24 protein-coding genes, 1 tRNA gene and 1 pseudogene are annotated in these 25,584 nt (G+C 63.2%); 15 read left to right on the top strand and 11 right to left on the bottom strand.

Going from position 1 to position 25,584, the window contains the following annotated elements; all coding sequences use genetic code 11:
* The first annotated feature begins 329 nt into the window (after window positions 1-329).
* On the top strand, window positions 330-665 hold the full coding sequence (locus G6N73_RS09060; protein ID WP_165026371.1) for a hypothetical protein: 336 nt from the start codon (window positions 330-332) through the stop codon (window positions 663-665).
* A 175-nt stretch (window positions 666-840) separates the two neighbouring features.
* On the opposite strand, the gene G6N73_RS09055 is transcribed toward G6N73_RS09060, so the two are convergent.
* The 3 genes from G6N73_RS09055 to phaC all read right to left on the bottom strand — a co-directional run bounded on the left by G6N73_RS09055 (window position 841) and on the right by phaC (window position 4,500).
* A tRNA-Glu gene (locus tag G6N73_RS09055) sits at window positions 841-915 on the bottom strand.
* Between the two features lie 77 nt (window positions 916-992).
* Window positions 993-2,444, bottom strand: a complete 1,452-nt coding sequence (locus G6N73_RS09050; protein WP_165026368.1) for a YcbK family protein — start codon at window positions 2,442-2,444, stop codon at window positions 993-995.
* 223 nt (window positions 2,445-2,667) lie between these two features.
* Complete coding sequence (gene phaC, locus G6N73_RS09045; RefSeq protein WP_165026365.1) at window positions 2,668-4,500, bottom strand: class I poly(R)-hydroxyalkanoic acid synthase; 1,833 nt, start codon at window positions 4,498-4,500, stop codon at window positions 2,668-2,670.
* 164 nt (window positions 4,501-4,664) lie between these two features.
* Between phaC and G6N73_RS09040 the strand changes: the two genes are divergently transcribed.
* From G6N73_RS09040 to recJ, 5 genes are all read left to right on the top strand, one after another.
* Complete coding sequence (locus tag G6N73_RS09040) at window positions 4,665-5,048, top strand: hypothetical protein (RefSeq protein ID WP_165026363.1); 384 nt, start codon at window positions 4,665-4,667, stop codon at window positions 5,046-5,048.
* An 83-nt stretch (window positions 5,049-5,131) separates the two neighbouring features.
* Window positions 5,132-6,349, top strand: coding sequence for an LL-diaminopimelate aminotransferase (locus G6N73_RS09035; protein ID WP_165026360.1), 1,218 nt, complete (start codon window positions 5,132-5,134; stop codon window positions 6,347-6,349).
* Window positions 6,350-6,387: 38 nt separating this feature from the next.
* A complete protein-coding gene (locus G6N73_RS09030; protein ID WP_165026357.1) occupies window positions 6,388-7,701 on the top strand; it encodes a homoserine dehydrogenase in 1,314 nt (437 codons plus the stop codon).
* A gap of 142 nt (window positions 7,702-7,843) precedes the next feature.
* Entirely contained in the window at window positions 7,844-8,824 is a 981-nt protein-coding gene (gene glpX, locus G6N73_RS09025) for a class II fructose-bisphosphatase (RefSeq protein WP_165026354.1), read from the top strand.
* Window positions 8,825-8,917: 93 nt separating this feature from the next.
* Window positions 8,918-10,702, top strand: coding sequence for a single-stranded-DNA-specific exonuclease RecJ (recJ, locus tag G6N73_RS09020; protein ID WP_165026352.1), 1,785 nt, complete (start codon window positions 8,918-8,920; stop codon window positions 10,700-10,702).
* On the opposite strand, the gene G6N73_RS09015 is transcribed toward recJ, so the two are convergent.
* From G6N73_RS09015 to folE, 3 genes are all read right to left on the bottom strand, one after another.
* Window positions 10,699-11,667: a patatin family protein gene (locus tag G6N73_RS09015; RefSeq protein ID WP_165026349.1), complete on the bottom strand. Its 969-nt coding sequence runs from the start codon at window positions 11,665-11,667 to the stop codon at window positions 10,699-10,701. The genes recJ and G6N73_RS09015 overlap by 4 nt on opposite strands.
* 84 nt (window positions 11,668-11,751) lie before the next feature.
* Window positions 11,752-12,210, bottom strand: coding sequence for a phosphoribosyl-AMP cyclohydrolase (gene hisI / locus G6N73_RS09010; RefSeq protein ID WP_165026346.1), 459 nt, complete (start codon window positions 12,208-12,210; stop codon window positions 11,752-11,754).
* Between the two features lie 20 nt (window positions 12,211-12,230).
* Window positions 12,231-12,869, bottom strand: coding sequence for a GTP cyclohydrolase I FolE (gene folE / locus G6N73_RS09005; RefSeq protein WP_165026344.1), 639 nt, complete (start codon window positions 12,867-12,869; stop codon window positions 12,231-12,233).
* Between the two features lie 231 nt (window positions 12,870-13,100).
* Between folE and G6N73_RS09000 the strand changes: the two genes are divergently transcribed.
* The 5 genes from G6N73_RS09000 (at window position 13,101) to thrS (ending at window position 16,646) form a co-directional block, all read left to right on the top strand.
* A complete protein-coding gene (locus tag G6N73_RS09000) occupies window positions 13,101-13,547 on the top strand; it encodes an iron-sulfur cluster assembly scaffold protein (protein ID WP_165026341.1) in 447 nt (148 codons plus the stop codon).
* Window positions 13,548-13,559: 12 nt separating this feature from the next.
* Window positions 13,560-13,853: a nucleotidyltransferase family protein gene (locus G6N73_RS08995; RefSeq protein ID WP_165026338.1), complete on the top strand. Its 294-nt coding sequence runs from the start codon at window positions 13,560-13,562 to the stop codon at window positions 13,851-13,853.
* Entirely contained in the window at window positions 13,850-14,218 is a 369-nt protein-coding gene (locus tag G6N73_RS08990; RefSeq protein WP_165026336.1) for a HepT-like ribonuclease domain-containing protein, read from the top strand. Before G6N73_RS08995 ends, G6N73_RS08990 begins: the two co-directional genes overlap by 4 nt.
* On the top strand, window positions 14,215-14,553 hold the full coding sequence (gene yidD / locus G6N73_RS08985) for a membrane protein insertion efficiency factor YidD (RefSeq protein ID WP_165026692.1): 339 nt from the start codon (window positions 14,215-14,217) through the stop codon (window positions 14,551-14,553). The genes G6N73_RS08990 and yidD overlap by 4 nt, the downstream gene beginning before the upstream one ends.
* 122 nt (window positions 14,554-14,675) lie before the next feature.
* Window positions 14,676-16,646, top strand: a complete 1,971-nt coding sequence (gene thrS / locus G6N73_RS08980) for a threonine--tRNA ligase (protein WP_165026333.1) — start codon at window positions 14,676-14,678, stop codon at window positions 16,644-16,646.
* 65 nt (window positions 16,647-16,711) lie between these two features.
* On the opposite strand, the gene G6N73_RS08975 is transcribed toward thrS, so the two are convergent.
* Entirely contained in the window at window positions 16,712-17,707 is a 996-nt protein-coding gene (locus tag G6N73_RS08975; protein WP_165026330.1) for a hypothetical protein, read from the bottom strand.
* A 463-nt stretch (window positions 17,708-18,170) separates the two neighbouring features.
* Here G6N73_RS08975 and G6N73_RS08970 point away from each other — a divergent pair, with 463 nt between their 5' ends.
* Window positions 18,171-18,605, top strand: coding sequence for an FKBP-type peptidyl-prolyl cis-trans isomerase (locus G6N73_RS08970; RefSeq protein WP_165026327.1), 435 nt, complete (start codon window positions 18,171-18,173; stop codon window positions 18,603-18,605).
* An 87-nt stretch (window positions 18,606-18,692) separates the two neighbouring features.
* Here the strand turns inward: G6N73_RS08970 and G6N73_RS08965 are convergent, their stop codons facing one another.
* The gene (locus G6N73_RS08965) at window positions 18,693-20,213 is read right to left on the bottom strand and encodes a winged helix-turn-helix domain-containing tetratricopeptide repeat protein (RefSeq protein WP_165026324.1); all 1,521 of its coding nucleotides are present in this window, start codon (window positions 20,211-20,213) and stop codon (window positions 18,693-18,695) included.
* A 63-nt stretch (window positions 20,214-20,276) separates the two neighbouring features.
* Window positions 20,277-21,186, bottom strand: a pseudogene (locus G6N73_RS08960) (agmatinase).
* 212 nt (window positions 21,187-21,398) lie between these two features.
* On the opposite strand from G6N73_RS08960, the gene G6N73_RS36770 reads away from it, so the two are divergent.
* From G6N73_RS36770 to mazG, 3 genes are all read left to right on the top strand, one after another.
* Complete coding sequence (locus tag G6N73_RS36770; RefSeq protein ID WP_246251808.1) at window positions 21,399-21,650, top strand: DUF1127 domain-containing protein; 252 nt, start codon at window positions 21,399-21,401, stop codon at window positions 21,648-21,650.
* A 13-nt stretch (window positions 21,651-21,663) separates the two neighbouring features.
* The gene (locus tag G6N73_RS08950; protein ID WP_165026321.1) at window positions 21,664-22,830 is read left to right on the top strand and encodes an MFS transporter; all 1,167 of its coding nucleotides are present in this window, start codon (window positions 21,664-21,666) and stop codon (window positions 22,828-22,830) included.
* 100 nt (window positions 22,831-22,930) lie between these two features.
* A complete protein-coding gene (gene mazG, locus G6N73_RS08945; RefSeq protein ID WP_165026318.1) occupies window positions 22,931-23,755 on the top strand; it encodes a nucleoside triphosphate pyrophosphohydrolase in 825 nt (274 codons plus the stop codon).
* Window positions 23,756-23,888: 133 nt separating this feature from the next.
* Here mazG and hflX read toward each other — a convergent pair whose 3' ends face one another.
* Both hflX and hfq read right to left on the bottom strand, forming a co-directional pair.
* Entirely contained in the window at window positions 23,889-25,277 is a 1,389-nt protein-coding gene (gene hflX, locus G6N73_RS08940; protein WP_165026316.1) for a GTPase HflX, read from the bottom strand.
* Window positions 25,278-25,526, bottom strand: a complete 249-nt coding sequence (hfq, locus tag G6N73_RS08935; RefSeq protein ID WP_008838101.1) for an RNA chaperone Hfq — start codon at window positions 25,524-25,526, stop codon at window positions 25,278-25,280. It lies immediately after the preceding gene.
* Window positions 25,527-25,584: the final 58 nt, after the last annotated feature.

Below are 25,584 nucleotides of genomic sequence, written 5' to 3'. Positions count from 1 at the left end.
GTCGATGACCTCCCTTTGGCGGGCGTTCTCTATCGACAACGTCTCCAATCCAACCATTATTCCGTGAAGGTTGCTCGCAGAGTTGCGCGCCACGGTTCGCCCTGGCGGGCATTTTCAATGCCGACTCACGCTTGATGTTCGCGAGCCTTCCAAGCGTGATTTCACCATTGCCGTGCCTTGTGGCAAGCTGCCGGATAAGGGGGGAGGAAGCCAATGTCGATCCATTTCAGCGAAATCATTCTCGCCGCCTCAATCCTGGGCCTCGCGGTCGGTTACGCAATGCTGTGAACCCCACAGACCGGGCCGCACCGCTTTGAAGGCAATGACAAATGACCGCTGTTCGCGGCTCCGTGATTGCATCAATTCTCGTCGCCGCAGGCGGCTTGTTCATTGACACGGCGCACGGTCACCAAGCCATGCCGACAGACGCGCAACCGTTTGGATGGACCTATCCGCCCTCGTGCTGCGGCGGCGATGATTGTCAGGCTGTTCCGGATAAGGCAATCGGCGAAGGGCCGCGCGGTTACATCATCCGCGCCACTGGCGAAGTGCTTGGCTATGCCGATACGCGCATCAAGGTTAGTCCGGACGGCGTGACGCATTGGTGCGCAGGTGCCCACTCCAAACGAACGATTTGTTTGTTCATTCCGCCGAAAGGTTTTTGAGGCGACCCTTTTTGCGCCTGCCGCGCTCGACGCTTGCCGCGTCCATGTCGCACGGATTTGCGGAGTGTCGCAGGAAAACAGCCCAATCAAAAGCCGCGCTGGCCAGATTCGCTGGACGATATGGGTCAGATATTGGACAGAACGGGGAGGGCGGGTGCTAAGTGCTTGAAAGTGTTGGTACGCCCAAGGGGAATCGAACCCCTGTTACCGCCGTGAAAGGGCGGTGTCCTGACCGCTAGACGATGGGCGCGTAAGACAACGAACCGGCTTATAGCCAGCTTGCGTGCGGCGGGCAACCCCCCAGAATGCAAGCTTCCGCAAAGATTTTCAGCCCTTGCGCCGGCGGCAGCGCCAGTTCCAGTCGCGCTCGGGGCCGACATCGATATGCACCGATTCGGTGTGGCAATAGGTGCCGACGCCGCCGCGGCCGGGCATGGAGCGCGCAAACTTCGCGAGTTCCCATTTGCTGACACCGGGGATCTGCACGTCGACCGCGGCGCAATACATGTGCAGCGAATTCTTGGCGCCGCGCGCGCGCCGGTTGTGCGCAGGGCTGCGGTAGCCTGAGGTGATGATCATATTCTTGCCGTAGTGACGCTCGACGGTTTTCAGCACCCGGACCAGCGACGGTTTCAGGCACGCCACGTCGACGCGATCGGTCTGCTTCAGGAGCCCGTTGGGGGCAAGCCGCGCCAGGCCGGCGGCGGAGGCCAGGACCGGCCCGCCATCCTCATCCTCGTGCAGGTCGACGTCGCTGTCGTCGTCTATGCCGGATTTGCGCTTGATCTCGAACAAAGCGGTCTGGCGCACGCCGGGCAGGGCGTTATCGTCGCCGAGGGAAGCCATCCGCACGGGCTTCTCGGCCGGCTTAGCCGACGCCAGCGTGATGATCGGCTTGGTCTCTTTTGGTTCGGTCTCGACGATCGGCTTCGGCTCTTCCCTCTGCTTGATGGGCGAGGGCGCGGCCGAAGCCGGAGAGGCGCCGAAGAAGGCCGACAGGAAACCCTTCTTCTTGGGAGCGATCGGCTGCGCTGCGGGCATTTCGCCTGCGGTCACATAGACTGCGTTTTCCGCAGCGGGCTTTACATGCTCAGCGGCCGGAGCGGCGGCCTCTGCCGGTTTGGCTTCGTCAGCGGCCTGGACCGGCTTTGGAGTCGGGACCGCCGAAGCGGTGGCCGGCGTTGCTTCCGCATCAGCGGATTCGGCCGGCGCAGGCTTTGCGGCTTCGGCGGCCGCCGCAGGCTTGGCTGCGGGAGCAGGGGAGAAGAGTGCCGACAGGAAGCCTTTTTTCTTGGGGGCGATCGGCTGGGCAACGGGCTTTGCGCCTGCAGTCGCATTCTCTGCGGCGGTCTCTGCGCCCGAAGCGGTTGCGACTTCCGCCGGCTTTGCTTCGGTGGCCGCGTCGGCCGCGGCGGTCACCTCGGCTTGCGCGGGCTTCGCGGTTTCCGCCACCGCGGCCGGCAGGGCTGCCGGCGTGGCGCCAGCTTCCGCGGTTGCGGTCACGGCGGTTTCACCGGCCGGCTTCAACGCTGGAACGGAAGCAACCTGCGTGGGCAGGGGTGTGTCGCCTTCGGCGTTCATCACCGGCTGCGGCGCGACGTCGACGCCGGCGGATTCCAGGTCGCCCGACGAAGCGTCCGCGGAAGCGGCGGTCGCATTATAGCCGGGCATGCCGATTTCGAGATTGGGGTCGGTGGTGCAGGACGCCAGCAGAACGGAAACCAGCACGGCCGCAGCCGCGCGGCCATTCCGTTTCGCAAAGCGCGAGCCCGCTCTCAAACCGGATCCCCTCCCTAATATTCGCGCCGATACGTTTGTTGTTCCGGCAATCAAAAATCAAAAGCTGTGCAGCCATGTGACCGAAGCGGAAACAGGACCTACGAATCTGTAAAGCAGTTCGTCAATTGTCCGGCTACGGTCCGAATAAGGCAACATCAAGGTTGTAAGAACACCATTTCGCCTGCTTTTACGCGCGCGTCAACTCACGGCTGGTTTCGGCGGTTCACACGCGAACCTTGACGTATGTTCCCGGCGCGTCGCCGAGCACTTCGATCCGCTTGCCGGGAACCCTCGCCGGGACGCGCGTGGCATCCTTTTTTTCGATCCATTTCTGCCAGTGCGGCCACCAGGAACCCGGATTTTCCCTGGCCTTGGCGATCCAGTCCTCGAAATCGCCCACCGGTTTGCCGCCGGTCCAATATTGATACTTGTTCATCGAAGGCGGGTTGACGACGCCTGCTATGTGGCCGGACCCCGCCATCACATATTCCACGTCGCCGCCGAAATACTTGCAGCCCAGAAAGACCGAGCGGGCAGGGGCGATGTGGTCTTCGCGCGCGGCGAGGTTGTACACGGGGATGGTGATGTCGGCGAGCGAAAGCCTGCAGCCGGCCAGTTCCATGCTACCCTTCGCCAGATTGTTCTCGAGATAGCAGTTGCGCAGGTAAAAGGAGTGGTTGGCGGCCGCCATGCGCGTCGAATCCGCATTCCAGTAGAGCAGGTCGAACGGCGTCGGGTCCTTGCCCCGCATATAGTTGTTGACGACATAAGGCCAGATCAGGTCGCCCGAACGCAGCATGTTGAACGCGGTCGCCATCTTGGTGCCTTCGAGATAGCCCTTGTCGCCCATCGCCCGTTCGACGGCCGCGACCTGGTCCTCGTCGACGAACACCTTCAAATCGCCGGCATAGGTGAAATCGACCTGCGTGGTGAAGAATGTCGCCGATTTGATGCGGTCGTCGCCTTCCTGGGCGAGAAGCGACAAGGCAGCGGCCAGAAGAGTGCCGCCGACGCAGTAGCCGATAACGTTGACGTCCTTTTCGCCGGTCGCCCGGTCTACAATGTCGAGCCCATATTGAAGACCTTCGCGGACATAGGCTTCCCACCCCTTCATGCCGTGGCGCGAATCCGGGTTCACCCACGAGATGACGAACACCGTGTGCCCCTGCTCGACTGCCCAGCGTATGAAGGATTTCTGCGGGTTGAGATCGAGAATGTAGAATTTGTTGATCCATGGCGGGCAGATCAGCAGCGGCCGCTTGAGCACCGTCTCGGTTGACGGCTCGTATTGCAGGATTTCGGCGACATCGCTGCGGCCCACGACCTTGCCCGGCGTCACCGCAACATTCTTGCCAAGCTCGAAGGGGGAGTAGTCGGCCTGCCTGAGCTTCAGATCGCCCTTGCCGGCGGCTATGTCCTCGGCCAGCATCTTCATACCGCGCACAAGGTTTTCGCCATTGCTGGCGACCGTCTCGCGAAACAGTTCCGGATTGGTCAGAATGAAATTCGAGGGCGAGATCGCGTTGGTGACCTGCTTCATATAGAAGCCGGCCTTGTGGCGTGTGTGCTCGTCAAGCCCATCCGCATGCTCGACCAGGTCGCCGGCCCAGCGCGAGGTCACCAGATAGGCCTGCTTCAGGAAATCGAAGAAGGCGTTGCGGCCCCATTCCGGATCCTGGAAGCGCTTGTCGCCCCGGTCCGGTTTGGCGGTATCCTCAACGTCTTCGCCTGCCGCAACGCGATGGAGAGATTTCGACCAGACGTCCAGATAGCCGGCGAACAACCGCGTCTGCGCCTCCAGCGCCCGCGACGGATCGGAGAGCCAGTATTCGGTGAGCTTGGAGAATGTCTTGACCATGTCGGCCATCGGTTCGGCGACGCTGTCGCGGACCTCGCCCTTTTCGCGCGGCTCCGCCCAGGCCGCGGCAGCCTTGCCGGCCTGCTCGATCGTGCGCGCAATGTTCAGCGCGAAGCGTTCCGGGTCTTTGACCAGGTATTGCTCGACCGATGAAGTGGCGTCGGCGTCTGTCTTGCCCGAATCGGGTGTCTTCGACATGGTTCGCGCTGTTCTCCCAAGCGTGTTATTGACACAATACCATGACACGGCGAATAGGGTCTAAATAGCAACTGACCGGGATTTATTGGAGCCCGCCGGGGAAAAATATGACACAGCGCCTTGGTAGGAAGATTTTTTTTGATTTGCGGTGGCGTCTCGCGGCCGTGATCGCCGCCGTCTGCCTTGCACCCGGCTGCGCCACCTCAACTACCGGAGACGCTGCTCCCACGGCGGCGGCAACGCCGGCCGCCCAAGCTCCCGCGATCGCCGCGACCGAACCGACTCCGGGCACGGTCACCGAGGTCCAGCTGTCGTCGGGCGAGCCAAAGAACACCGGCACGTTCCCCAACCTCAACATCCCGACGCAATCGGCCGCCCCGCAGATCAGCGCGCAGCAAAAAGCCGCGAGGCTCGCGGAACTCAAGGCAGCGCGGACGGGCCAGACGCCGCCTCCCGGCAGCACCGACACGAGCGCCTCGAAGGCCAGATTGAAGAAGCTCGCTTCCTCCCACGCTGCCAAGGCGCTCGAGGAAATCGAGAACAACTGACGCGCTCGACTGACGCACTCGACCGTCAATCCGATTGGGTATATATCGCGGCGCGACAAAGCCCTCCTGTTCCTGGAACTGACATGGAAGAATTTCACAAGGTTCGCCGGCTTCCGCCTTACGTCTTCGAACAGGTCAACCGGTTGAAGGCCAGCGCCCGCTCGCGCGGCGCCGACATCATCGATCTCGGCATGGGCAATCCCGACCTGCCGACGCCGAAATCCATCGTCGACAAGCTCTGCGAAGTGGTGCGCGATCCGCGCACCCACCGTTATTCGTCGTCGCGCGGCATTCCCGGTCTGCGCCGGGCCCAGGCAAGCTACTACGCCCGCCGTTTCGGCGTGAAGCTCGATCCCGAGACGCAAATCGTCGCCACGCTTGGCTCCAAGGAAGGCTTCGCCAATATGGCGCAGGCGATCACCGCGCCCGGCGACGTCATCCTCTGTCCGAACCCGACCTATCCGATCCATGCCTTCGGCTTCATCATGTCGGGCGGCGTCATCCGTTCGCTGCAGGCCGAACCCGACGCCGGCTTCATACCGGCGCTGGAACGCGGGGTTCGCCATTCCATCCCCAAGCCGCTGGCACTGATCCTCAACTACCCGTCCAATCCGACGGCGCATGTGGCGTCGCTGGACTTCTACAAGGACGTGGTCGCCTACGCGAAGAAGAACGACATCATCATCCTGTCCGATCTCGCCTATTCCGAGATCTATTTCGACGGCAATCCGCCCCCGTCGGTGCTGCAGGTTCCGGGCGCGATTGACAACACGGTGGAATTCACCTCGATGTCGAAGACCTTTTCGATGCCCGGCTGGCGCATGGGTTTCGCGGTCGGCAACGAGCGCCTGATCGCAGCGCTGACGCGAGTCAAATCCTATCTCGATTATGGCGCGTTCACGCCCATCCAGGTGGCGGCCACCGCCGCTCTCAACGGCGACGGCGCCGACATTGCGGAAGTGCGCGACATCTACCACAAGCGCCGCGACGTGATGGTCGATTCCTTCGGCCGGGCCGGCTGGACAATCCCGGCGCCGGCCGCTTCCATGTTCGCGTGGGCGCCGATACCCGAGCCGTTCAGGCATCTTGGCTCGCTCGAATTCTCAAAACTCCTGATCGAGCATGCCGATGTTGCGGTGGCGCCCGGCGTTGGCTTCGGCGAGCACGGCGACGACTTTGTGCGTATCGCGCTGGTGGAAAACGAGCATCGAATTCGCCAGGCTGCCCGCAACATCAAGCGCTTTTTCTGGTCGTCGGCCAAGCAACCCAACAACGTGGTTCCGCTCGCCGCGCACCGCTGAGCAATCTTTTCACAGAAGTCTGAGGGACATTGCCGCACATGGCCGAAGCTTTGCGTATTGGAATTGCCGGCCTCGGCACGGTCGGCGCGTCGGTGGCGCGGGTGCTCTCGGAAAAGGCTGCCGAACTGACCCGGCAATGCGGGCGTGAAATCGTGGTGACAGCCGTCTCGGCGCGCGACAAAACCCGCGACCGTGGCGTCGATCTTGGCGGCGCCAAATGGTTCGACGACCCGACAGAGCTGGCAAGAAACGCCGACATCGACGTATTCGTCGAGCTGATCGGCGGCGATGACGGGCCTGCCCGCGCCTGCGTGAAGGCGGCGCTCGAAGCCGGCCGTCACGTCGTCACCGCCAACAAGGCGCTGCTCGCCAGGCATGGCGTCTCCCTGGCCGAGATCGCCGAGAAGAAGGGCGTGCTCCTCAATTATGAGGCGGCGGTGGCCGGCGGCATCCCGGTCATCAAGACCATGCGCGAGGCCATGGCCGGCAACAGCGTTTCGCGTGTGTTCGGCATTCTCAACGGCACCTGCAACTACATCCTCACCCGCATGGAGGCCGAAGGCCTGTCCTTCGACGCCTGCCTGAAAGATGCCCAGCGCCTGGGCTACGCCGAAGCCGACCCGACCTTTGACATCGAGGGCCACGACACCGCGCACAAGCTGGCGATCCTCACCAGCCTCGCTTTCGGCTGCAAGATTTCCGCCGACGACATTTACATGGAAGGCATTTCCAACATCAGCCAGGCCGACATACGCGCGGCGGGCGAGCTCGGCTACCGCATAAAACTCCTGGGCGTCGCCCAAGCCACCGAGAGCGGTATCGAGCAGCGCGTCCACCCGACCATGGTTCCGACGGCCAGCGTCATCGCGCAGGTGCACGGCGTCACCAACGCCGTCGCCATTGAGACCGATATTCTGGGCGAACTCCTGCTTTCGGGACCGGGGGCAGGGGGCAACGCAACGGCGTCGGCCGTCGTCGGCGACATAGCTGATATCGCCAAGAGCCGCCCCGGCTTCCAGCACGGGCCGGTTTTCGGCCGTCCGGCCAGGGAATTGAAGCCGTACAAACGCGCACGTATGCGCTCGCATGAGGGCGGCTATTTCATCCGGCTCACTGTGCACGACCGCGTCGGCGTCTTCGCCGCCGTGGCCAAGCGCATGGCGGACAATGAAATCTCGCTGGAATCGATCGTCCAGCACGCCGCCGAGCCCGAGGCAGGCACGGCAAAGACCGTCATTCTCGTCACGCACGAGACCACCGAGGCCGCGGTGCGCAAAGCGGTGGACGGCATCACCAAGGACGGCCATCTGACCGACAAGCCGCAAGTCATCCGCATCGAGCGCGCCGGCTGACTGGCACAGGCGTTCTTCAATCGATTGATGTCTGTCGGCGGCCGAATTACCCGATCGACAGGTCTTGCTGTTATCACAGCGCTTTGACAGAAGAGGCGCGCCGCCCGGTTCCGGGCCATTCAATTTCCACAGGGACATTCATATGGCGAAAAATAGCGTCGTCGCCGGCCTTGACCGGATCCTCACCATGGAACTCGTTCGCGTCACCGAGCGGGCGGCGGTCGCCGCCGCGCGGCTGCGCGGCCGCGGCGACGAAAAGGCAGCCGACCAAGTTGCGGTCGATGCCATGCGCGCCGAACTGAACCGGCTCGACATCAAGGGAACCGTGGTGATCGGCGAGGGCGAGCGCGACGAGGCGCCGATGCTCTATATCGGCGAGGAGGTCGGCTCCGGTGACGGCCCCGAGGTCGACATCGCGCTCGACCCGCTGGAAGGCACGACGATCTGCGCCAAGAACCTGCCCAATGCATTGGCGGTCATCGCCATCGCCGAAAAGGGCAGCCTGCTTTTTGCGCCCGACGTCTATATGGAAAAGATCGCCATCGGCCCCGGCTATCCCGACGGCGTGATCGACATCGACGCGTCGCCATACGAAAACATCCGCAATCTGGCGGACGCCAAGCGCGTGCCGATTTCAGAGATCACCGCCTGTATCCTCGACCGGCCGCGCCACGCCAAGCTCATCGAGGCGGTGCGCAACACCGGCGCGGCGATCCGCCTTATCGGCGACGGCGATGTCGCCGGCGTCATCCACACGACCGATCCGGACGAGACCGGCATCGACATCTATCTCGGCACCGGCGGCGCGCCTGAAGGCGTGCTCGCCGCGGCCGCACTTCGCTGCACGGGCGGCCAGATGCAGGGCAGGCTGCTGTTGGATACGCCCGAAAAGGTGGCGCGCGCGGCAAAGATGGGCATCACCGATCCGAACAAGGTCTATCGCATCGAGGAAATGGCGCGCGGCGATGTGCTGTTTGCCGCCACCGGAGTCACCGACGGCAACATGCTTGCCGGCGTGAAATTCGGCCGCAATTCGATCACCACCGACACGATCGTGCTGCGCTCCTCGTCGCGGACGGTGCGAGAAATCAAGGCAAGGCACCAGGATCTGGACAAATTCTGAGCCGGGTCAGTTCTCCCACGCCCGCGCGGCGCTGCTGCGCTTTCGAGGCGGATGGCTTATCCTGCGCCCATGGATAACCTGACGAATCGGAGCATGACCGTCGAGAAACGCCATTTTCTGGGCGTCAGGCGGTCGGTGACCGGGCTTGCCTGGGAACATCGTCTGAACGAGCGCCAGGAGATGGCGGCGCTCGCAATGGCGCAGGGACATGGCGTGCCGGACATCGTCGCGCGGGTGCTTGCCGGGCGCGGGGTAGGCGTGGACGAGGTGGCGACCTTCCTCGATCCGACCATCCGGCAATTGCTGCCCGATCCGGCCACGCTGACCGATATGGAAGCGGCGGCAGCCCGCATCGCCGACGCGGTTCTCCGGCGCGAGAAGGTGGCGATCTTCGGCGACTATGATGTCGACGGGGCCGCGTCCTCCGCGCTGTTGAAGCGGTTTCTGTCGCATTACGGGATCGAAGCGGAAATCTATATTCCCGACAGGATTTTCGAGGGTTACGGCCCCAATCCTGAAGCGATGCGTGAACTTGTCTCGCGCGGCGCCAGGCTGATCGTCACCGTCGACTGCGGCACCAACAGCGCACCCTCGATCGAGGCAGCGCGAGAGGCCGGGGCTGATGTCGTGGTGCTGGATCACCACCAGGTCGGCGGACCGCTGCCCGCCGGCGTTCCGGTCGTTAACCCCAACCGTGAGGACGATCTTTCCGGGCAGGGCCATCTTTGCGCCGCCGGCGTGGTCTTCCTGACGCTGGTCCAGACGGCGAGGGTACTTCGCGCGGGGCTGCCGGATGCGCCGCAGCCCGATCTCCTGTCGTTCCTGGATCTGGTCGCGCTTGGGACGGTCTGCGACGTGGTGCCGCTGACCGGCGTCAACAGGGCGTTCGTGGTCAAGGGACTGCTCGCCATCCGCCAGCAGAAGAATGCCGGCATTTCGGCGCTGGCGCGCGTCTCACGCATCGGCGAGCCGATCAACACCTTCCATCTCGCATTCCTGATCGGCCCACGCATCAATGCTGGCGGGCGCATCGGCGACGCCGCGCTCGGCAGCCGGCTGCTCGCCACCGACGATCCGGTCGAGGCCGGCAAGATCGCCGAAACGCTCGACCGCCTCAACCAGGAGCGTCAGGCGATGGAGCAGGACATGCTGGCTGAGGCGCGCGCCGAAGCCGACGCCGAACTCGCAGGCGGGGCAGGGCCGGCGGTCATCGTCACCGCCAGCCAGAAATGGCATCCCGGCATCGTTGGCCTGATCGCCTCGCGGCTGAAGGAACATGCGCGCCGTCCCGCCTTCGCCATAGCCTTCAACCCCAACGGTGTCGGCACCGGTTCCGGCCGGTCGGTCTCAGGCTTCGATCTCGGCAAACTGGTGCGTGAGGCGGCCGAGCGCGGCCTGATCGTCAAGGGCGGCGGTCATGCAATGGCGGCCGGCATCACGGTTCAGCGCGAAAAGCTCGGAGAATTGCGGGCGTTCTTCGAGGAGGGCGCCTCGGCCGACGTGTTCCGGCTGCAGGACGAAGAGAGCCTCGGCATCGACGCCGCGCTGGCGGCCGACGGCGCTACGCCGTCGCTGCTCGATGCGCTGGAGCGCGCCGGGCCGTTCGGAGCGGGGCACCTGCCGCCGGTTTTCGTGCTGCCCCGTCACCGCGTCGCCGATGTGCGCTTCGTCGGCGCCAACCACATCCGCGCGGATCTGCAGTCGGATGCCGGCGGGCGCGTCCAGTCGATCGCGTTCCGCGCCGTGGATACGCCGTTGGGCGACTTCCTTATCAAGAGCAGGGGGGCGCACATCCATGTCGCCGGCTCGCTGTCGGCGAATTACTGGAACGGCAACAAGACCGTTCAGTTTCGCCTGATCGACGCGGCGATGGCTTAAGCCAAAACCGTCTGCAGCCGTGTCAGATCGGCCATCTGCGCCATGGTCGCCTCATAGCCGAGGCGGATCGCTTCGTCGGCGCGGTGGAATTCGGTGAGGCCGATATGCCCGAGCTTCGGCTGCAGCGAAAGGTCGGGCGGATCGCCCGCCAACCGCGCCCGCGAAATGCGGTCCTGGATGATGTTGAAGGCTTCGACCATGACGCCGGTGATGCCGATGCGCGCCTCGCGCGTGTCGGCATTGTGCCGTCCGGGAGCCGGCGCGTCCTGCTCGACAGTCAGTTCGCCGGCGCTATGCTTGATGACGGCGGCGCGGCCGAACAAATCGTAGTGCAGGTTGACCGCCACGACCAGACGCTGCTCGTAGGCGCGGCAGACCGAGACCGGTACCGGATTGACCAGCGCGCCGTCGACCAGCACGCGCTTGTTGACCAGGACCGGCTCGAACACGCCGGGCAGGGCGTAGGAAGCGCGCATCGCCTGGATCAGCGAGCCGTCCGACAGCCAGATTTCGTGGCCGGTGCGGATTTCGGCGGCGACGCAGACGAACGGCTTCGACAAATCGGCAAAGGTCGTGCCGTTCATATGTTGCTGCATGCGGGCATTGAGCTTCATGCCGCCGAACAGACCGCTGCCGCCGATATGCAGGTCGAGCAGCCCGAACAGCCGGCGCTTGGTCAGGCTGCGGGCGAATTCTTCCAACTCGTCGAGCTTGCCGGCCAGATAGCAGCCGCCGACAAGCGCGCCGATCGAGGTGCCGGCGATCATGTCGATCTCGATGCCGGCCTCGTCGAGCGCCCGCAGCACGCCTATATGGGCCCAGCCGCGCGCCGCGCCACCGCCGAGCGCCAGAGAAATTCCCGATCTTGGAAGCTGTGTTTCGGTTATGCCGCCGGACGATGAGGGGCCGTTCGCCTCCCTTACATCCGCCCCCGCTTTGTTACGCAAAGACGCCCATTCGAGCATCAAAATCTCCTATGTCCCCGGCCAATCGTATCCAGGGTCAGTATCGAAAGAATGAATCTGTGTGACTTTCAAGATCGAAACGGTTCACTCTGCATTACGATATGTTTTCTTCGCATCGAACAATGGCTTGCTGCCGTCGTCGCGAAGCATCGCGATGCCGTCCTCAAGCCCCACCGTCCGATAAAAGCAAGAACGCCGGCCGGTGTGACAGGTTGCGTCGTGGCCCAACACATTTACGCGAAGCCACACCGCATCCTGATCGCAATCGGTGCGCAGTTCAGTGACGTACTGCACATTTCCCGAAGTTTCGCCCTTTTTCCAGATCTTGCCGCGCGAGCGCGACCAGTAATGCGCGATGCCGGTTTCGAGCGTCAGCGCCAGCGCCTCGGCGTTCATGTGCGCAACCATCAAAAGCATGCCGTCGCGCGCATCGGTGACGACGGCGGTCACCAGACCTGCGGCGTCGAAGCGCGGCGCAAAAGCACCGCCTTCCTCGAGCACTTTCTTGTCCGTCGGGGGTTCTGGAAATTCGACTGCCGACACCGGGGCTCCTTGCGAGCGGCTCAAGCCGAGAGGCCGTTCCGCACCATTGTCACGAAACGGACCTGCTCTTCGGGGCTGTCCTTGAAGGCGCCGGTGAAGGTCGAGGTCAGGGTGGTCGATCCCTGCTTGCGAATGCCGCGCATGGCCATGCACATATGCTCGGCGTCGACCATGACGGCCACGCCGCGCGGATTGAGCACGTCCTGGATCACGGCCGCGATCTGCGCGGTCATCGCCTCCTGCGTCTGCAGGCGATGCGCGAATATGTCGACGACGCGGGCGATCTTGGAGAGGCCGACGACCTTGCGGTCAGGCAGATAGCCGACATGCGCGCGGCCGATGATCGGCACCATGTGGTGCTCGCAATGCGAGTGGAAATGTATGTCCTTGACGATGACCATGTCGTCGTAGCCGGCGACTTCCTCGAAGGTGCGGCCGAGTTCTTCGGCCGGGCACATGTCATAGCCGTTGAACATTTCGCGGAACGCCTTGGCGACCCGCTTCGGCGTGTCCTTGAGGCCCTCGCGGTCCGGATTGTCGCCGGTCCAGCGCAGCAGGGTTAGCACGGCTGCCTCGGCTTCGGCCTGGCTCGGCCGGTGGGTGACCGGCTTTTCCATATATTCCGAGCGGGGCATGATTTTCTTGATAACGGCGTCCATGAAAGGTGTCTCCCGTAGTTCCTCTCTCAGGAGGAACGAGTTGAACGGACCACTTCCTTTCGCGGGCCGCTCAAGGCCCGAAAGCGGGGTGGAATGCGCCGGCTGGCTTAGTCGCCGAAGTGGCTGCCTTGCTGTCGCCGGGGCACGAGCATTATATAAGGCCTTGCGCCGCGATTGAAAGACATGGACGCGCTACGGGCTGTTCTCGAAACGGCGACGGATTGGAACAAAATGATCGACGACGTCTATAATGCGAAAATTCTGGCTTTCGCCGGAAATATCGCGCGGATCGGCAGGCTTGAACATCCCGACGCGAGCGCGATGGCGCATTCCAAGCTCTGCGGCTCGACCGTCACCGTCGATCTCAACATGCGGGACGGTGTCGTTACCGACTTCGCGCACGACGTGAAGGCATGCGCGCTTGGCCAGGCTTCATCCTCGATCATGGCGGCGAATATCGTCGGCGCGACGGCGGAGGAGCTGCGCGCAGTGCGCGAAGCCATGCGGAAAATGCTCAAGGAAAACGGCGCGCCGCCGCAAGGCCGTTTCGCCGACCTGAAATATCTCGAGCCGGTGCGCGACTATAAAGCCCGCCACGCCTCGACCATGCTGACATTCGACGCGGTGGTCGATGCGATCGGCCAGGTCGAACGCAAGCTGGCCGAGGCGGCGGCCTGAACGGAGGAAGACATGCGTCCTTCGGAAGCCTTGGCCAAGCACCGCGACGAGGTCCTGCGGATCATCGCCCGCTATCCGGTGAGCAACCCGCGCATCTTCGGCTCGACGGCCAGGGGCGAAGACACCGAGGGAAGCGATCTGGATATTCTGGTCGAGCCGGAATTCGGTGTCACAACGTTCGTACATCTTGGCGAACTGGAGGCCGAACTCCAACAGGTACTCGGCGTTGGAGTTGACGTCGTCACACCTGGCGGCCTTCTCGATACGGTGGCGAAGCGAATTCGGCCGGAGCTGTCGGCGTTGTGAAAGAGGACGCTGAAGAGCAATTCCTTGAATATTGCAGCCACATCGTTCAGTGGGGAGACCGCATCCCGGGCTTCATCAAGGACATGACCTACGAGCAGTTCGAACGCGACGAGCTAACGCATCTCGCTGTCTGGAAATGCGTCGAAGTTCTGGGCGAGGCATCAATCCGAATACTGCGATTGGGCGGCGACTTCGAAATCCGATATCCGCAACTGCCGCTCAAGCAGGCTTATGCAATGCGCAATCAGTTGACGCACGGCTATTCCACCATTGATCTCGGCATACTGTGGACTACGGTCCAGAATTTCGTTCCGTCGATGGTGGAGGAAGCGCGAGCGATCTTGGCCGATTCGGGCAGGGGATAGCATTGACCGCTGTTTCCACCCGCAACTGGCCCGGTCCTTGGCGCAAGACGCCGGGCCGCGTGCTCGGCACGTCGCTGGTCCGGCTCTACCAGCTGACCTTGTCCGGATTCGTCGGCAATTCGTGTCGGCATCTGCCGACCTGCTCGGAATACGCCCACGAGGCGATTGCGCGCCACGGCCTGTGGGCAGGCGGCTGGATGGGGCTGTTCCGCGTCATCCGCTGCGGACCGGGCGGCACGCACGGCATAGACCGCGTGCCGGAAACCCTGGCCGACCGCTATCGCTGGTTCACGCCGTGGCGCTATTGGCGCATTGGAAAGCCGCACGGCCATTGAGCTTTCTCGACGCCGCAATCTTTACGCCGAAAAAAACTCCCACTAGAAACACCGCTCGCCGGGCGTGATCCGGCACTCACCACCCGCGCTCGTTTGCGGGACTGGATAGATGGAGAACTGCCTTGTCGAATTCCATTTCCCTGACATTTCCTGATGGCTCCGTCCGCGAATACGACGCGGCGATGACCGGGGCCGCGCTTGCCGAATCGATTTCCAGGTCGCTGGCGAAGAAGGCGGTCGCCTATGCCGTCGACGGCGTGATTCGCGATCTTTCCGACCCGCTGGCGCGCTCCGGCAATGTCGAGATCGTCACTCGCGACGACCCGCGCGCGCTGGAACTCATTCGCCACGATGCCGCGCATGTGCTGGCCGAAGCCGTGCAGGAATTGTGGCCGGGCACCCAGGTGACGATCGGCCCGGTGATCGAGAACGGATTCTACTACGATTTCGCCCGCAACGAGCCGTTCACGCCGGAGGATTTTCCCGCCATCGAGAAAAAGATGCGCGAGATCATCGGCCGTAACAAGCCTTTCACCAAGGAGGTCTGGTCGCGCGAAAAGGCGAAAAGAATCTTTCGCGATAAGGGCGAGGCCTACAAGGTCGAGCTTATCGACGCCATTCCCGAGGATCAGGACCTCAAGATCTATGCGCAGGGCGACTGGTTCGATCTTTGCCGCGGCCCGCACATGGCCTCCACCGGCCAGATCGGCAATGCCTTCAAACTGATGAAGGTCGCCGGCGCCTATTGGCGCGGTGATTCCAACAACCCCATGCTGACGCGCATCTACGGCACGGCATGGGCCGACCAGGCGCAGCTTGACGCGTACCTGACTATGCTGGAAGAGGCGGAAAAGCGCGACCACCGCAAGCTTGGCCGCGAGATGGACCTCTTCCATTTCCAGGAAGAGGGGCCGGGCGTCGTCTTCTGGCATTCCAAGGGCTGGAAGATGTTCCAGAACCTCGTCTCCTATATGCGCCGCCGCCTCGCCGACGACTATGAGGAGGTGAACGCGCCGCAGGTGCTCGACCACTCTCTCTGGGAGACTTCCGGCCATTGGGGCTGGTACAAGGAGAACATGTTCGCCGTGACGACGGCCGACGAGGAAGCCGAGGACAAGCGCGTCTTCGCTCTGAAGCCGATGAACTGCCCCGGTCACGTCCAGATCTTCAAGCATGGCCTGAAATCCTACCGCGAACTCCCTATCCGGCTTGCCGAATTCGGCGCGGTGCACCGCTATGAGCCGTCCGGCGCGCTGCACGGGCTGATGCGGGTGCGCGGCTTTACGCAGGACGATGCGCACATCTTCTGCACCGAGGAGCAGCTCGCGGCCGAGTGCCTGAAGATCAACGATCTTATTCTCTCGACCTACGCGGATTTCGGGTTCAACGAGATAACCGTTCGCTTCGCCACGCGGCCTGAAAAGCGGGTCGGCTCGGATGCGCTGTGGGACCACGCCGAAGGGATCATGGGCGGCGTGCTGAAAAAGATCCAGCAGTCGACCAACCGCATCCGGACGGAGATAAATCCAGGCGACGGCGCCTTTTACGGCCCGAAGTTCGACTATTCGCTGAAGGATGCGATTGGCCGCGAATGGCAGTGCGGCACCACGCAGGTCGACTTCAACCTGCCGGCGCGCTTCGGCGCGTTCTATATCGGCAGCGATTCGGCGAAGAAGCAGCCGGTCATGGTCCACCGCGCCATATGCGGCTCGATGGAGCGTTTTCTCGGCATACTGATCGAGAACTATGCGGGGCATTTCCCGCTCTGGTTCGCGCCGCTGCAGGTGGTCGTGGCGACGATCACCTCGGATGCCGACGACTACGCTACGTCGGTCGTCAAGCGCCTGAAGCAGGCTGGGCTTTCGGCCGAGGCCGATCTGCGCAACGAGAAGATCAACTACAAGGTCCGCGAGCACTCGCTGGCCAAGGTTCCGGTCATTCTCGTCTGCGGCAAGCGCGAAGCTGAGGAAAACACCGTCAACATCCGACGGCTCGGCTCGCGTGACCAGCAGTCGCTGTCGCTCGACGAAGCCGTTGCGAGCCTGGCAGACGAAGCAGTTCCCCCGGACCTCAAGCGCAAGCATCTCACCTGATCAGGCCACAAGCGGTTGATTTCATGAGATAGGTGAGGGCAGGCGGGTCGCTGTCCTCTCACAATTCAGTCGACGTCGTCGACGGCGGCCGCCTCGGTGGTCACGACCTCGACCTCCTGGTTGCGCCCGCCGACGACTGTGAAATCGCGCTGGTAGATGCGGTCGCGGTTTTTCGCGACGATCGAATAGTCACCCTCGGCAAGGACCATCGAGGCGTAGGCGCCAACGCTTTCGCGCACGGGATCGCCGGATTCGGTCAGCACCGACCATGACGTGTCGGCGATCGCTTCGCCGCCCGGTTCGCGCACCAGCTTCATGGTCAGTTCGGCCGCATGGTGTTCGACCGTCGCTTCGGTCAGCTTGCCGGCCTCCACGCGGATGTCGGAGCGGATGACCGCGTTGACGGAGCCGTAGGTCGAGACAACGTGATAGACGCCGGAATTGAGGCGAATCACGGTGTTCGGGCTCACATCGGGAAGGATCAGGGCCCGGTCGCCATCAGCGTCGGCCTCCGCATCGTAAATCGAAAAGCGCAGCTTTTCCGGCGGGATGCGCACGCCGCCGGCTAGCACGGCGTCGAGCTGCAGGCCACCGGCGTCGAGAACGAAATCCTCGCGCTTTGCCTCGCGGCCGACCGTGATCCGCTTCGTCGCGCCGGCGCGTCCGAAGGCCGCGTGCACGAGATAGCTGCCCGGATCGAGCTGGAAAATGCCGGTTCCGCCACGCGACGAGGCGACCAGGGGCAGCTTGCCGTCCGGTCCGGGGTCTGGCTTAAACACCCGCCAGACCAGCCCGCGCGTGATTTCGGCACCGCCTTCGGTTAGCTGCGCGGCGAGCGTGACCGCGCCGCCGCTGCCTTGCGCGAGCGGCGTCTCGCTCTGGGGCGGCGCAAAATTCGTGATGGCCGGGAGCTCGAGGTCCATAAGCTGGTCGCCGAACTCCTGTGCGGAAACCACGGCCGGCGCGGCCGTCAGCACAGCAGCGCTCGCGGCAAGCGCAAGAAACCGGAAAATCCCCTCGATCATGACCGCTTTTAGAGCCCAGCCACGCGGCAATTTCAAGGCCGGTTCTCGCGCGCCCGACGGCGTTGCACAACCTGACTTGCCGCTGCAATCTGGGACTGCTTGGGTACGCTCCGGTTATTATTCGCTGGGCCGGCGATAGGCGCTAAACCGACGCAAACGAGGCGGTCTGCCTGACGGTAAAGTTCCATAATATATCTTATGCGACTTTCTGTTGTGGCGGCCATTTGGTAAATCACGCTGTCCTTTGACTCATAGGTTGCTCACATCCCTGCCGCCCATGTGGAAGCCCGCAGGAAGCCGTTCGGCACATCGCCGCGGATAGGCGGCGGCAAACGCCAGCGGATCATACTGCGTAGGTGAATCGGCATTGTGGGTTTACATCGGCAGCCAAGCACCTAGTTCTAGAGTTTCGCGCCATGCACCTGAGTGCGTGGCTGATCGAGAACGGGACCGTGAACTCTGGCCGGCCCTTCAAAAACTTCCAAAGAGGATAACTACTATGACACAGGCCAAGAATGGCGATACCGTGCGTATCAACTACAATGGACGCCTAGCCGACGGCACTCAATTTGATTCCTCCGGCAACGAACCGCTGCAATTCACGCTGGGCGAAGGACAAGTGATCCCCGGGCTTGAAACCCATGTCGAGGGCATGGAGGTTGGCGCGAAAAGCACCGTCACCGTTCCCGCCGACGCCGCCTATGGCCCGCACCGCCCCGAGGCGGTCGTGACCATCGACCGCGCCAACGTGCCGGACAACATCAACGTTGATATCGGCACTCGATTGCAGGTCAGAACCTCCGACGGACGTCCCATGCCGGTAACAGTCGTCGACGTGGACGACGCCAGCGTCAAGCTCGACGGCAACCATCCGTTGGCCGGACAGGATCTGGTGTTCGACGTTGAACTGGTCGAGATCGTTCAGGCGGCATAGGGTTTCCATACAGCCAGGCCGTGATGGCTATGATTTCGGGTGACGGGCTTCCGCCGGAAGTTATGGGTCACAAGACACGCCGGCGCGTCACTCCGGAAGACCGGCCTTGCGGTAGCCATCAACGAAATGCTCAAGCGTCGCGGCGTCGCGGAATGGCTCCGTCGCGGCCCAATGGCGGATTGTGAAGTCCGGGTTGCCGACGAGGAACAGTTCGGCCTCTGCGCGCGCCTCGTCGATCCGGCCGAGTTGCGCAAGGCTTGCCGCCAGGAAACGGCGTGAGCTTGTCCGATAAGTCTCGTCCCTGCGCAGTGTCTCGACCGCGGCTTTGTATTCGCCGGCCGCATATTGCGCCTGGCCGAGCGCCAGATAGTACCAACTCGCCGGATAAGGGTTCAGCCTGAACGCCTTGCGTATGTGCTCGAGCCCCTCCCCGATCCGCCCGGCCAGGACCGCGATGTCGGATAATGCCGCCCAGGCGTCGGCCTCGTTCGGGTCGAGCTCGATCGCCCTGGCGAATTCCGCATCCGCCTCGGCGAAGCTGCGCTCATAGGCAAGCAGGTAAGCCAGAACCCAGCGGCAGCCGGCATCGTTGGGATCGATCGCCATGGCTTTGCGCGCCAGCTCCAAAGCAACGCTACGTGACGATTCAATTGGTCCGCCGGAATGCACCCATCCCATCCAGTGGTTCATGGCAAGCCAGCGATAGGCCTCGGCGTAGTCAGGATCGAGCGAAACCGCGCGCGTGAGCATCAGATGCGCTTCCTGCGCTGTCTGCGGCGTATCATCCATCAGCTTGCGCGCCCGCACGCAGAGATCGTAGGCCTCGAGATTCTTGGGCCGATTGCGTGGCGGCGGTGCGCGCAGCCGGCCGAGCAGCGCCTCGACGATCTTGGCCGTTACCTCGTCCTGAACGGCAAAGATGTCTTCCAGGCTGCGATCGAAGCGTTCGGCCCATGGATGATCGCCGCTTACCGCGTCGACCAGCTGGGCGTTGATGCGCACGCGTCCCGCGGCGCGTCTTGCGCTGCCCTCCAGCAGGTAGCGCACGCCAAGATCCCGTGCGATCTCACGCACGTCCATCGCCCTTCCCTTGTAGGCAAAGGCCGAGTTGCGTGCGATGACGAACAGGCCGGGGATCCTGGACAGATCGGTGATCAGGTCTTCGGTTAAACCATCCGCGAAGGCTTCTTGCTCGGGATCGTTGCTGACATTGACGAAAGGCAGCACCGCTATCGACGGTTTACCGGGCAGCGGCAAAGGTTTTTGCTTCCCGCCGCCGAGCTGTTCGACTGCGCCTAAGAAGCGGTAGCCGACGCGCGGAACCGTGGCGATCCATTCACCGCCCCCATTGCCGGCATCGCCTGCCGGACCAAGCAGCTTCCGCAGCTGCGCGATCTGGACGGTGAGGTTGCCCTCCTCGACGGCCCTGCCCTGCCACGCCGCGTCCATCAACTCGGCCTTGCTCAGGATTTCGCCGGGCCGTGCGACGAGCGCCGCAAGCAGCTTCAGCCCGCGGTAGCCAACGGCAACGGGCACATCGTTGCGAAGGAGCGTTCCCGCACCTGGATCAAGCACGAACGGACCAAAGGCAAAACGCGATCCCTGCATGCGGCGCATCCTTAAAGCCTTTCAAACTTGGATGGAACCGTTCTGCCGGAGGGAAGCCGGGTTTCAAACCTGCCGGACGATGGCGCCGATCACATTGACGAGAAGGCGCGCGGCGGTCAGGGCCGACAGGCCGTCAATGTCGGCGGGGGATAGAGCTCGACAAGGTCTGCCCCTGCGATCCTGGCCGCCTGCCGATGCCCGCGATCAGGTCGATCACCTGCGTGTAGGTGAGGCCGCCGGGCGTACGCGCCGCCACGCCCGGCATGATGCCGGGATCGAGGCCGTCGCAGTCGAGGGTGACGACGACCCGCGCTCCTTCCGGAATATGCCGGAGAGCGGCTTCGACGCCCTGGACGTGAACCTCGCGCGCGGTCACGAAGCGGCTGCCATAGTGCCGCGCCGCTTCAATTTCGGCGAGACGCGCGCTGCCGACGCTACGCAGGCCGACCTGTACCATGCCGGCGACGTGCGGCATCTCGCTCGCCCGGCGCATCGGGCTCGAATAGCCGTAGCGCTCGCCATGCACCTCGTCGCGCCAGTCGAGATGGGCGTCGATCTGCAGGATCCAGACCGGCCCGTGATCCGCAAAGCCGGCGAGAAAGGGTATGGGCACAGAATCGTCGCCGCCGAGCAGGATCGGCACGGCCGGCAATGCCAGGACCTCGCGCGTCTTCGCCTCGATCCGGGCACGGTTGCCCACATTGTCATGCATGGTGGTCGGGATGTCGCCGGCATCGATGAAGCAGACCGGCTTGCCGTCGAACAGCGGGCCGCCGAGATCGAAATCCCAGTGTTCGACCAGCGCGGCATCGTCCTGGCCCGCAGCGCGGATGGCGTCGGCGGCCAAGGCATAGCCGCTGCTGTCCTTGCCGGGATAGGTGCTGCCGTGCCCGGCTCCGAAGATCACCGCACAGGGTATGCGGCCATCGGTGAGGCGATCGGGAAAGCCGAGAAAGGCAGGTGAGACGGTCATTTCTTGATAGTCTTTTGATGAAATTTCGGTGTTGAGGGTCGTTCGCCGTAGGGGCGAAATCCTACGCTAAGCCTGCAAGGTCGCAAGATTAGCCCGTTTGGAAGTTTTTGGAACTCTTTGGGCGGGCTTAATTACGGCGCTGTTCGCATCCTGCAGAATTCACCCTTTTTCAAGTCGTTGGCCCCCGGACCCTCGAACCATAGGAGGTTGCCATGAACGATACCCTGGCATCGATCCCGCATCAGGCAGCGTGGCCGGGAACGCCCGCGGAGCCGGCCGAAGTGCCGCGTCGGCATTCTAGCCTAGCGACCCTGCGAAGCATCATCGCGACCTGGGAAGAGCGGAAACGCTTTCGCTGGGAACTTAAGCAAATGTCGAAAAACAATCCCCATTTGATCGACGATATCGGTCTGACGCAACGGCAGGTCGAGGCAGAGATCGCCAAACCCTTCTGGCAAGCATAAGGCGAATGCTGCAATGACTGCCGAAAGCGCGGCATCACAGCGAGAGGATCGGATCCCGTGGGCCGCGATGGCGGGCATCATCGCGACCGTCACGGTGTTCGCCCTGGCACAGGGGCTGACCTATCCGCTGCTCAGCTTCATCCTGGAGCGGCAGGGCACGGCGCCCGGCCTGATCGGCTTGTCGGCGGCGATGACGCCGCTGGGTTTCATTATCTCCGCGCCCTTCATTCCGGCGCTGGCGCGGCGCGTCGGCGCGGCGCGGCTTGCGATCCTGTGTTCGATCCTGGCCGCCCTCACCCTGGTTGCTATTGCCTGGACGCAGGAAGTCTGGGCCTGGATGCCGCTGCGCTTCCTGCTCGGCTTCTTCGCCAATCCGCTTTACGTGATCAGCGAAACCTGGCTGATCTCGATCACGCCTGCGCCGCGCCGGGGCCGCATCATGGGCCTCTATTCATCGGTCGTTTCGGGTGGCTTCGCCATCAGCCCGCTGTCGCTCGGCCTCGTCGGCACCGAGGGTTGGCCGCCCTTCATGATCGGCATCGTGGCCTTCCCTCTCTGCGGCCTGATCGTGCTTGCGGTCGTGCCGCGCCTGCCGAAGATGCCGCATGAGGGCGCGGCAATATCGGTCGGCGGCTTCTTCGCACTCGCGCCGCTCCTGTTGTTCGCGGTTTTCACTGCTGCCGCCTTCGAGCAGGTCGTGATCTCCTTGTTCGCGGTCTATGGTGTCGCGCTCGGCAGCGCCGAGGCGCGCATCGCTTCGCTCATCGCCTGTTTCACCGCAGGCAATGCCGTGCTGCAGATTTTGCTTGGGCGCGTGGCCGAACAGTTCGGCTCGAAGCGGACCATGCCGTTCTGTGCCCTGGCTTGCCTGGCCGGCTGCTTGGCTCTGCCGTCGATCTTCAATTCGTGGCTCATCTGGCCGCTCGTTTTCGTCTGGGGCGGGGTCTCGTTCGGGATCTACACCATGTCGCTGATCCAACTCGGCGAGCGTTTCACCGGCCAAGCCTTGATCGCCGGTAACGCGGCCTTTGCGTTGGTATGGGGCATCGGCGGTATGGTGGGCTCGCCCGCGACGGGACTGGCGATGCAACTGATTGGACATCAGGGGCTGCCATTGTCCCTTGGCCTGCTGTGCTGTGCACTGGCGGTGTTTCTGATGGCGCAGAGACGGCGGGTCTGATCGAGGCATCTGCCTCGTGCCGCGCGCAAACTGTGTGGAAAACCGTCCGGGCCAGGCAACGTCATTGTGCGCCCGCCCCGCATCGCGCTAGCGTCGCGTCATGCGACCATCCAGAGACATTTCGCGGCTGATCGAAATCATGGCGGCGCTGCGGGCGCCGGTCACCGGCTGTCCATGGGACATCGAGCAGTCCTTCGAGACGATCGCGCCTTACACGATCGAGGAAGCCTATGAGGTCGCCGACGCCATCCAGCGCCGCGACATGGACGATCTTCGCGACGAGCTCGGCGATCTCCTGCTGCAGGTCGTCTATCACGCCCGCATGGCCGAGGAAGCCGGCGCCTTCTCCTTTGGCGACGTGGTGAACGCCGTCACGACCAAGATGATACGGCGGCACCCGCATGTGTTCGGCGACGAGGAAGCGCGCGGCGCCGGCATGGCCAAGGGCGTCTGGGAAAAGATCAAGGCCGAGGAAAAGGCCGGCAGGCGCACTGAACGGCTGGAGCGCGGGTTAGACGCCGAGGATCACGGCCAAGGCTTTCTCGACAGCGTTCCGGTAGCGTTCCCGGCGCTGACCCGGGCGTTGAAACTCCAGGAGAAAGCCGCCCGCGTCGGCTTCGACTGGAGCGAGGCCCGGCCGATCCTTGACAAGATCGAAGAGGAAATCGGCGAGTTGCGCGAGGCCATGGAGAATGCCGACGAAGCCGAGATCAAGGACGAATTCGGCGACGTCCTGTTTGCTCTGGTCAATTTCGGCAGGCATCTCAGGATCGATTCGGAAGCCGCGCTTGCCGGCACCAACGAGAAATTCAGGGCGCGGTTTCACCATGTCGAGCGCGCCCTGAAAGCCTCGGGCCGCACGCTGGAAGAGGCCACGCTCGGCGAGATGGAAGCGCTCTGGCAGCAGGCAAAAAACGCCAAGTAACGCGCCCTACCCTTTGTTGAAGTAACGCGCCCTACCCTGGAGCATGATCCCGAAAAGTTGCAGACTTTTCGGACAAGGTCATGCGGCCACTCAATAAATCAGAACCTGATCCATTCCGATTTCTCGGAATGGATCAGGTTCTATTGCGTCTCAATCTGCTTTCAATCTCTTCGCGGGCGGCGGCTGTGGCCTTCATCGAGATGGAGACGCTGCCGTCTTCATTGTCGGTTCTCGCGACCACGTCGCCGTTGCGGTAGAGCCAGTCGGTCAGGCCCATCTGGTCTGCTGTCAGCGTCACGGTCACCGGCTCCAATTCGCCTGAAAGCCGCTCTTCGATGATCGCAGCAAGCTTGTCGATCCCCTCGCCTGTGATCGCCGAAATCGCGACCGGCGGCGAAGCCTTTCCACCGGCGCCCTCGGAAAGCAGCCGCTCGCGATTGCCCTCGTCGAGGCGGTCGATCTTGTTCCAGACCTCGATGATCCGCTTTTCGTCCGAGGCGTCTATGCCGAGATCGACCAGGATGCGCTCGACATCCTCGGCCTGGGCCGCCGTGTCCGGGTCGGAAATGTCGCGCAGATGGATGATCAGGTCGGCCTCGACCACTTCCTCCAGCGTCGCGCGGAAAGCCGCGATCAGATGCGTGGGCAGATCGGAGATGAAGCCGACCGTGTCCGACAGGATGACCGGCGTGCCGTGCGGCAGCCGCACCCGGCGCAGCGTCGGGTCGAGCGTAGCGAACAGCATGTCTTCGGCCAGCACCCCTGCCCCTGTCAGCCGGTTGAACAGCGTCGATTTACCGGCATTGGTGTAGCCGACGATGGCGACGACCGGGAACGGCACCTTCTTGCGCTTGGCGCGGTGCAGGTCGCGGGTGCGCCGTACCGTCTCCAGTTCGCGCTTCAGCTTGGTGATCTTTTCCTGCAATGCGCGACGGTCGGATTCGATCTGGGTTTCGCCGGGACCGCCGAGGAAGCCGGCGCCGCCGCGCTGGCGTTCAAGGTGGGTCCAGCTTCGCACCAGTCGGCCCTTCTGATAGTTCAGATGCGCCAGGTCGACCTGCAGCGTGCCTTCCTTGGTGCGGGCGCGCTCGCCGAAAATCTCGAGGATCAGCCCGGTGCGGTCCAGCACCTTGGCGTCGGTCGCCTTCTCCAGATTGCGCTGCTGCACCGGTGTCAGCGGATGGTCGACGATCAGCAGTTCGGCATGGCCGGCCTTGATGATCTCAGCGATCTCCTCGACCTTGCCGCTGCCGAACAGTGTCGAGGGACGCGGATCGTTCAGCGTGACGATTGCCTTGTGGACGATGTCGAGATCGATCGCCTGGGCAAGACCGACGGCTTCGTCGAGGCGCGCTTCGGGCGAGCGGTTGAGCCGCGGCCGTCCCGTATCCTCGTCGGTGCGCGCGTTACGGCTGAGCAGGGGCACTATGACGACGGCGCGTGTAAGCTCATCGCGGCCAGCATTAGTCGTGCCGCCCCTGCCCTTGCGTGCCCCGTCGCCCGCGCGTCCGTTTTGAGCCAATCAGGCGCCCTGGCCGTTTTCCTCACCATCGAACATCTGAACCGGCTGGCTCGGCATGATGGTGGAAATTGCGTGCTTGTAGACGAGCTGTGAATGTCCGTCGCGGCGTAACAATACGCAGAAATTATCGAATGACGTCACGACGCCCGTCAGTTTCACGCCGTTGATAAGAAAGATTGTAAGTGGATTTTTGCTCTTGCGAACTGAATTCAGGAAAAGGTCCTGAAGATTTTGCGTACGTTCCGCCATTGTTTTTATCTTTCGCCGATCCCCTCGATTGCGAACCAATGCGCCAAATTTATCGGCT

This window comes from Allomesorhizobium camelthorni, assembly GCF_011045125.1.
GTDB classification, from domain to species: Bacteria; Pseudomonadota; Alphaproteobacteria; order Rhizobiales; family Rhizobiaceae; genus Allomesorhizobium; species Allomesorhizobium camelthorni.
Note: the sequence above shows the minus strand (reverse complement) of the source record. Positions and strands in the feature narration are given on the sequence as shown.

Excerpts from the sequence above, each read along its gene's own strand:
- G6N73_RS09060 (WP_165026371.1), top strand. The coding sequence starts at position 330 with ATGACCGCTGTTCGCGGCTCCGTGATTGCATCAATTCTCGTCGCCGCA.
- phaC (WP_165026365.1), bottom strand. The coding sequence starts at position 4,500 with ATGTCGAAGACACCCGATTCGGGCAAGACAGACGCCGACGCCACTTCA.
- G6N73_RS09035 (WP_165026360.1), top strand. The coding sequence starts at position 5,132 with ATGGAAGAATTTCACAAGGTTCGCCGGCTTCCGCCTTACGTCTTCGAA.
- G6N73_RS09030 (WP_165026357.1), top strand. The coding sequence starts at position 6,388 with ATGGCCGAAGCTTTGCGTATTGGAATTGCCGGCCTCGGCACGGTCGGC.
- glpX (WP_165026354.1), top strand. The coding sequence starts at position 7,844 with ATGGCGAAAAATAGCGTCGTCGCCGGCCTTGACCGGATCCTCACCATG.
- recJ (WP_165026352.1), top strand. The coding sequence starts at position 8,918 with ATGACCGTCGAGAAACGCCATTTTCTGGGCGTCAGGCGGTCGGTGACC.
- G6N73_RS09015 (WP_165026349.1), bottom strand. The coding sequence starts at position 11,667 with ATGCTCGAATGGGCGTCTTTGCGTAACAAAGCGGGGGCGGATGTAAGG.
- folE (WP_165026344.1), bottom strand. The coding sequence starts at position 12,869 with ATGGACGCCGTTATCAAGAAAATCATGCCCCGCTCGGAATATATGGAA.
- G6N73_RS09000 (WP_165026341.1), top strand. The coding sequence starts at position 13,101 with ATGATCGACGACGTCTATAATGCGAAAATTCTGGCTTTCGCCGGAAAT.
- G6N73_RS08995 (WP_165026338.1), top strand. The coding sequence starts at position 13,560 with ATGCGTCCTTCGGAAGCCTTGGCCAAGCACCGCGACGAGGTCCTGCGG.
- G6N73_RS08970 (WP_165026327.1), top strand. The coding sequence starts at position 18,171 with ATGACACAGGCCAAGAATGGCGATACCGTGCGTATCAACTACAATGGA.
- G6N73_RS08965 (WP_165026324.1), bottom strand. The coding sequence starts at position 20,213 with ATGCAGGGATCGCGTTTTGCCTTTGGTCCGTTCGTGCTTGATCCAGGT.
- G6N73_RS36770 (WP_246251808.1), top strand. The coding sequence starts at position 21,399 with ATGAACGATACCCTGGCATCGATCCCGCATCAGGCAGCGTGGCCGGGA.
- G6N73_RS08950 (WP_165026321.1), top strand. The coding sequence starts at position 21,664 with ATGACTGCCGAAAGCGCGGCATCACAGCGAGAGGATCGGATCCCGTGG.
- mazG (WP_165026318.1), top strand. The coding sequence starts at position 22,931 with ATGCGACCATCCAGAGACATTTCGCGGCTGATCGAAATCATGGCGGCG.
- hfq (WP_008838101.1), bottom strand. The coding sequence starts at position 25,526 with ATGGCGGAACGTACGCAAAATCTTCAGGACCTTTTCCTGAATTCAGTT.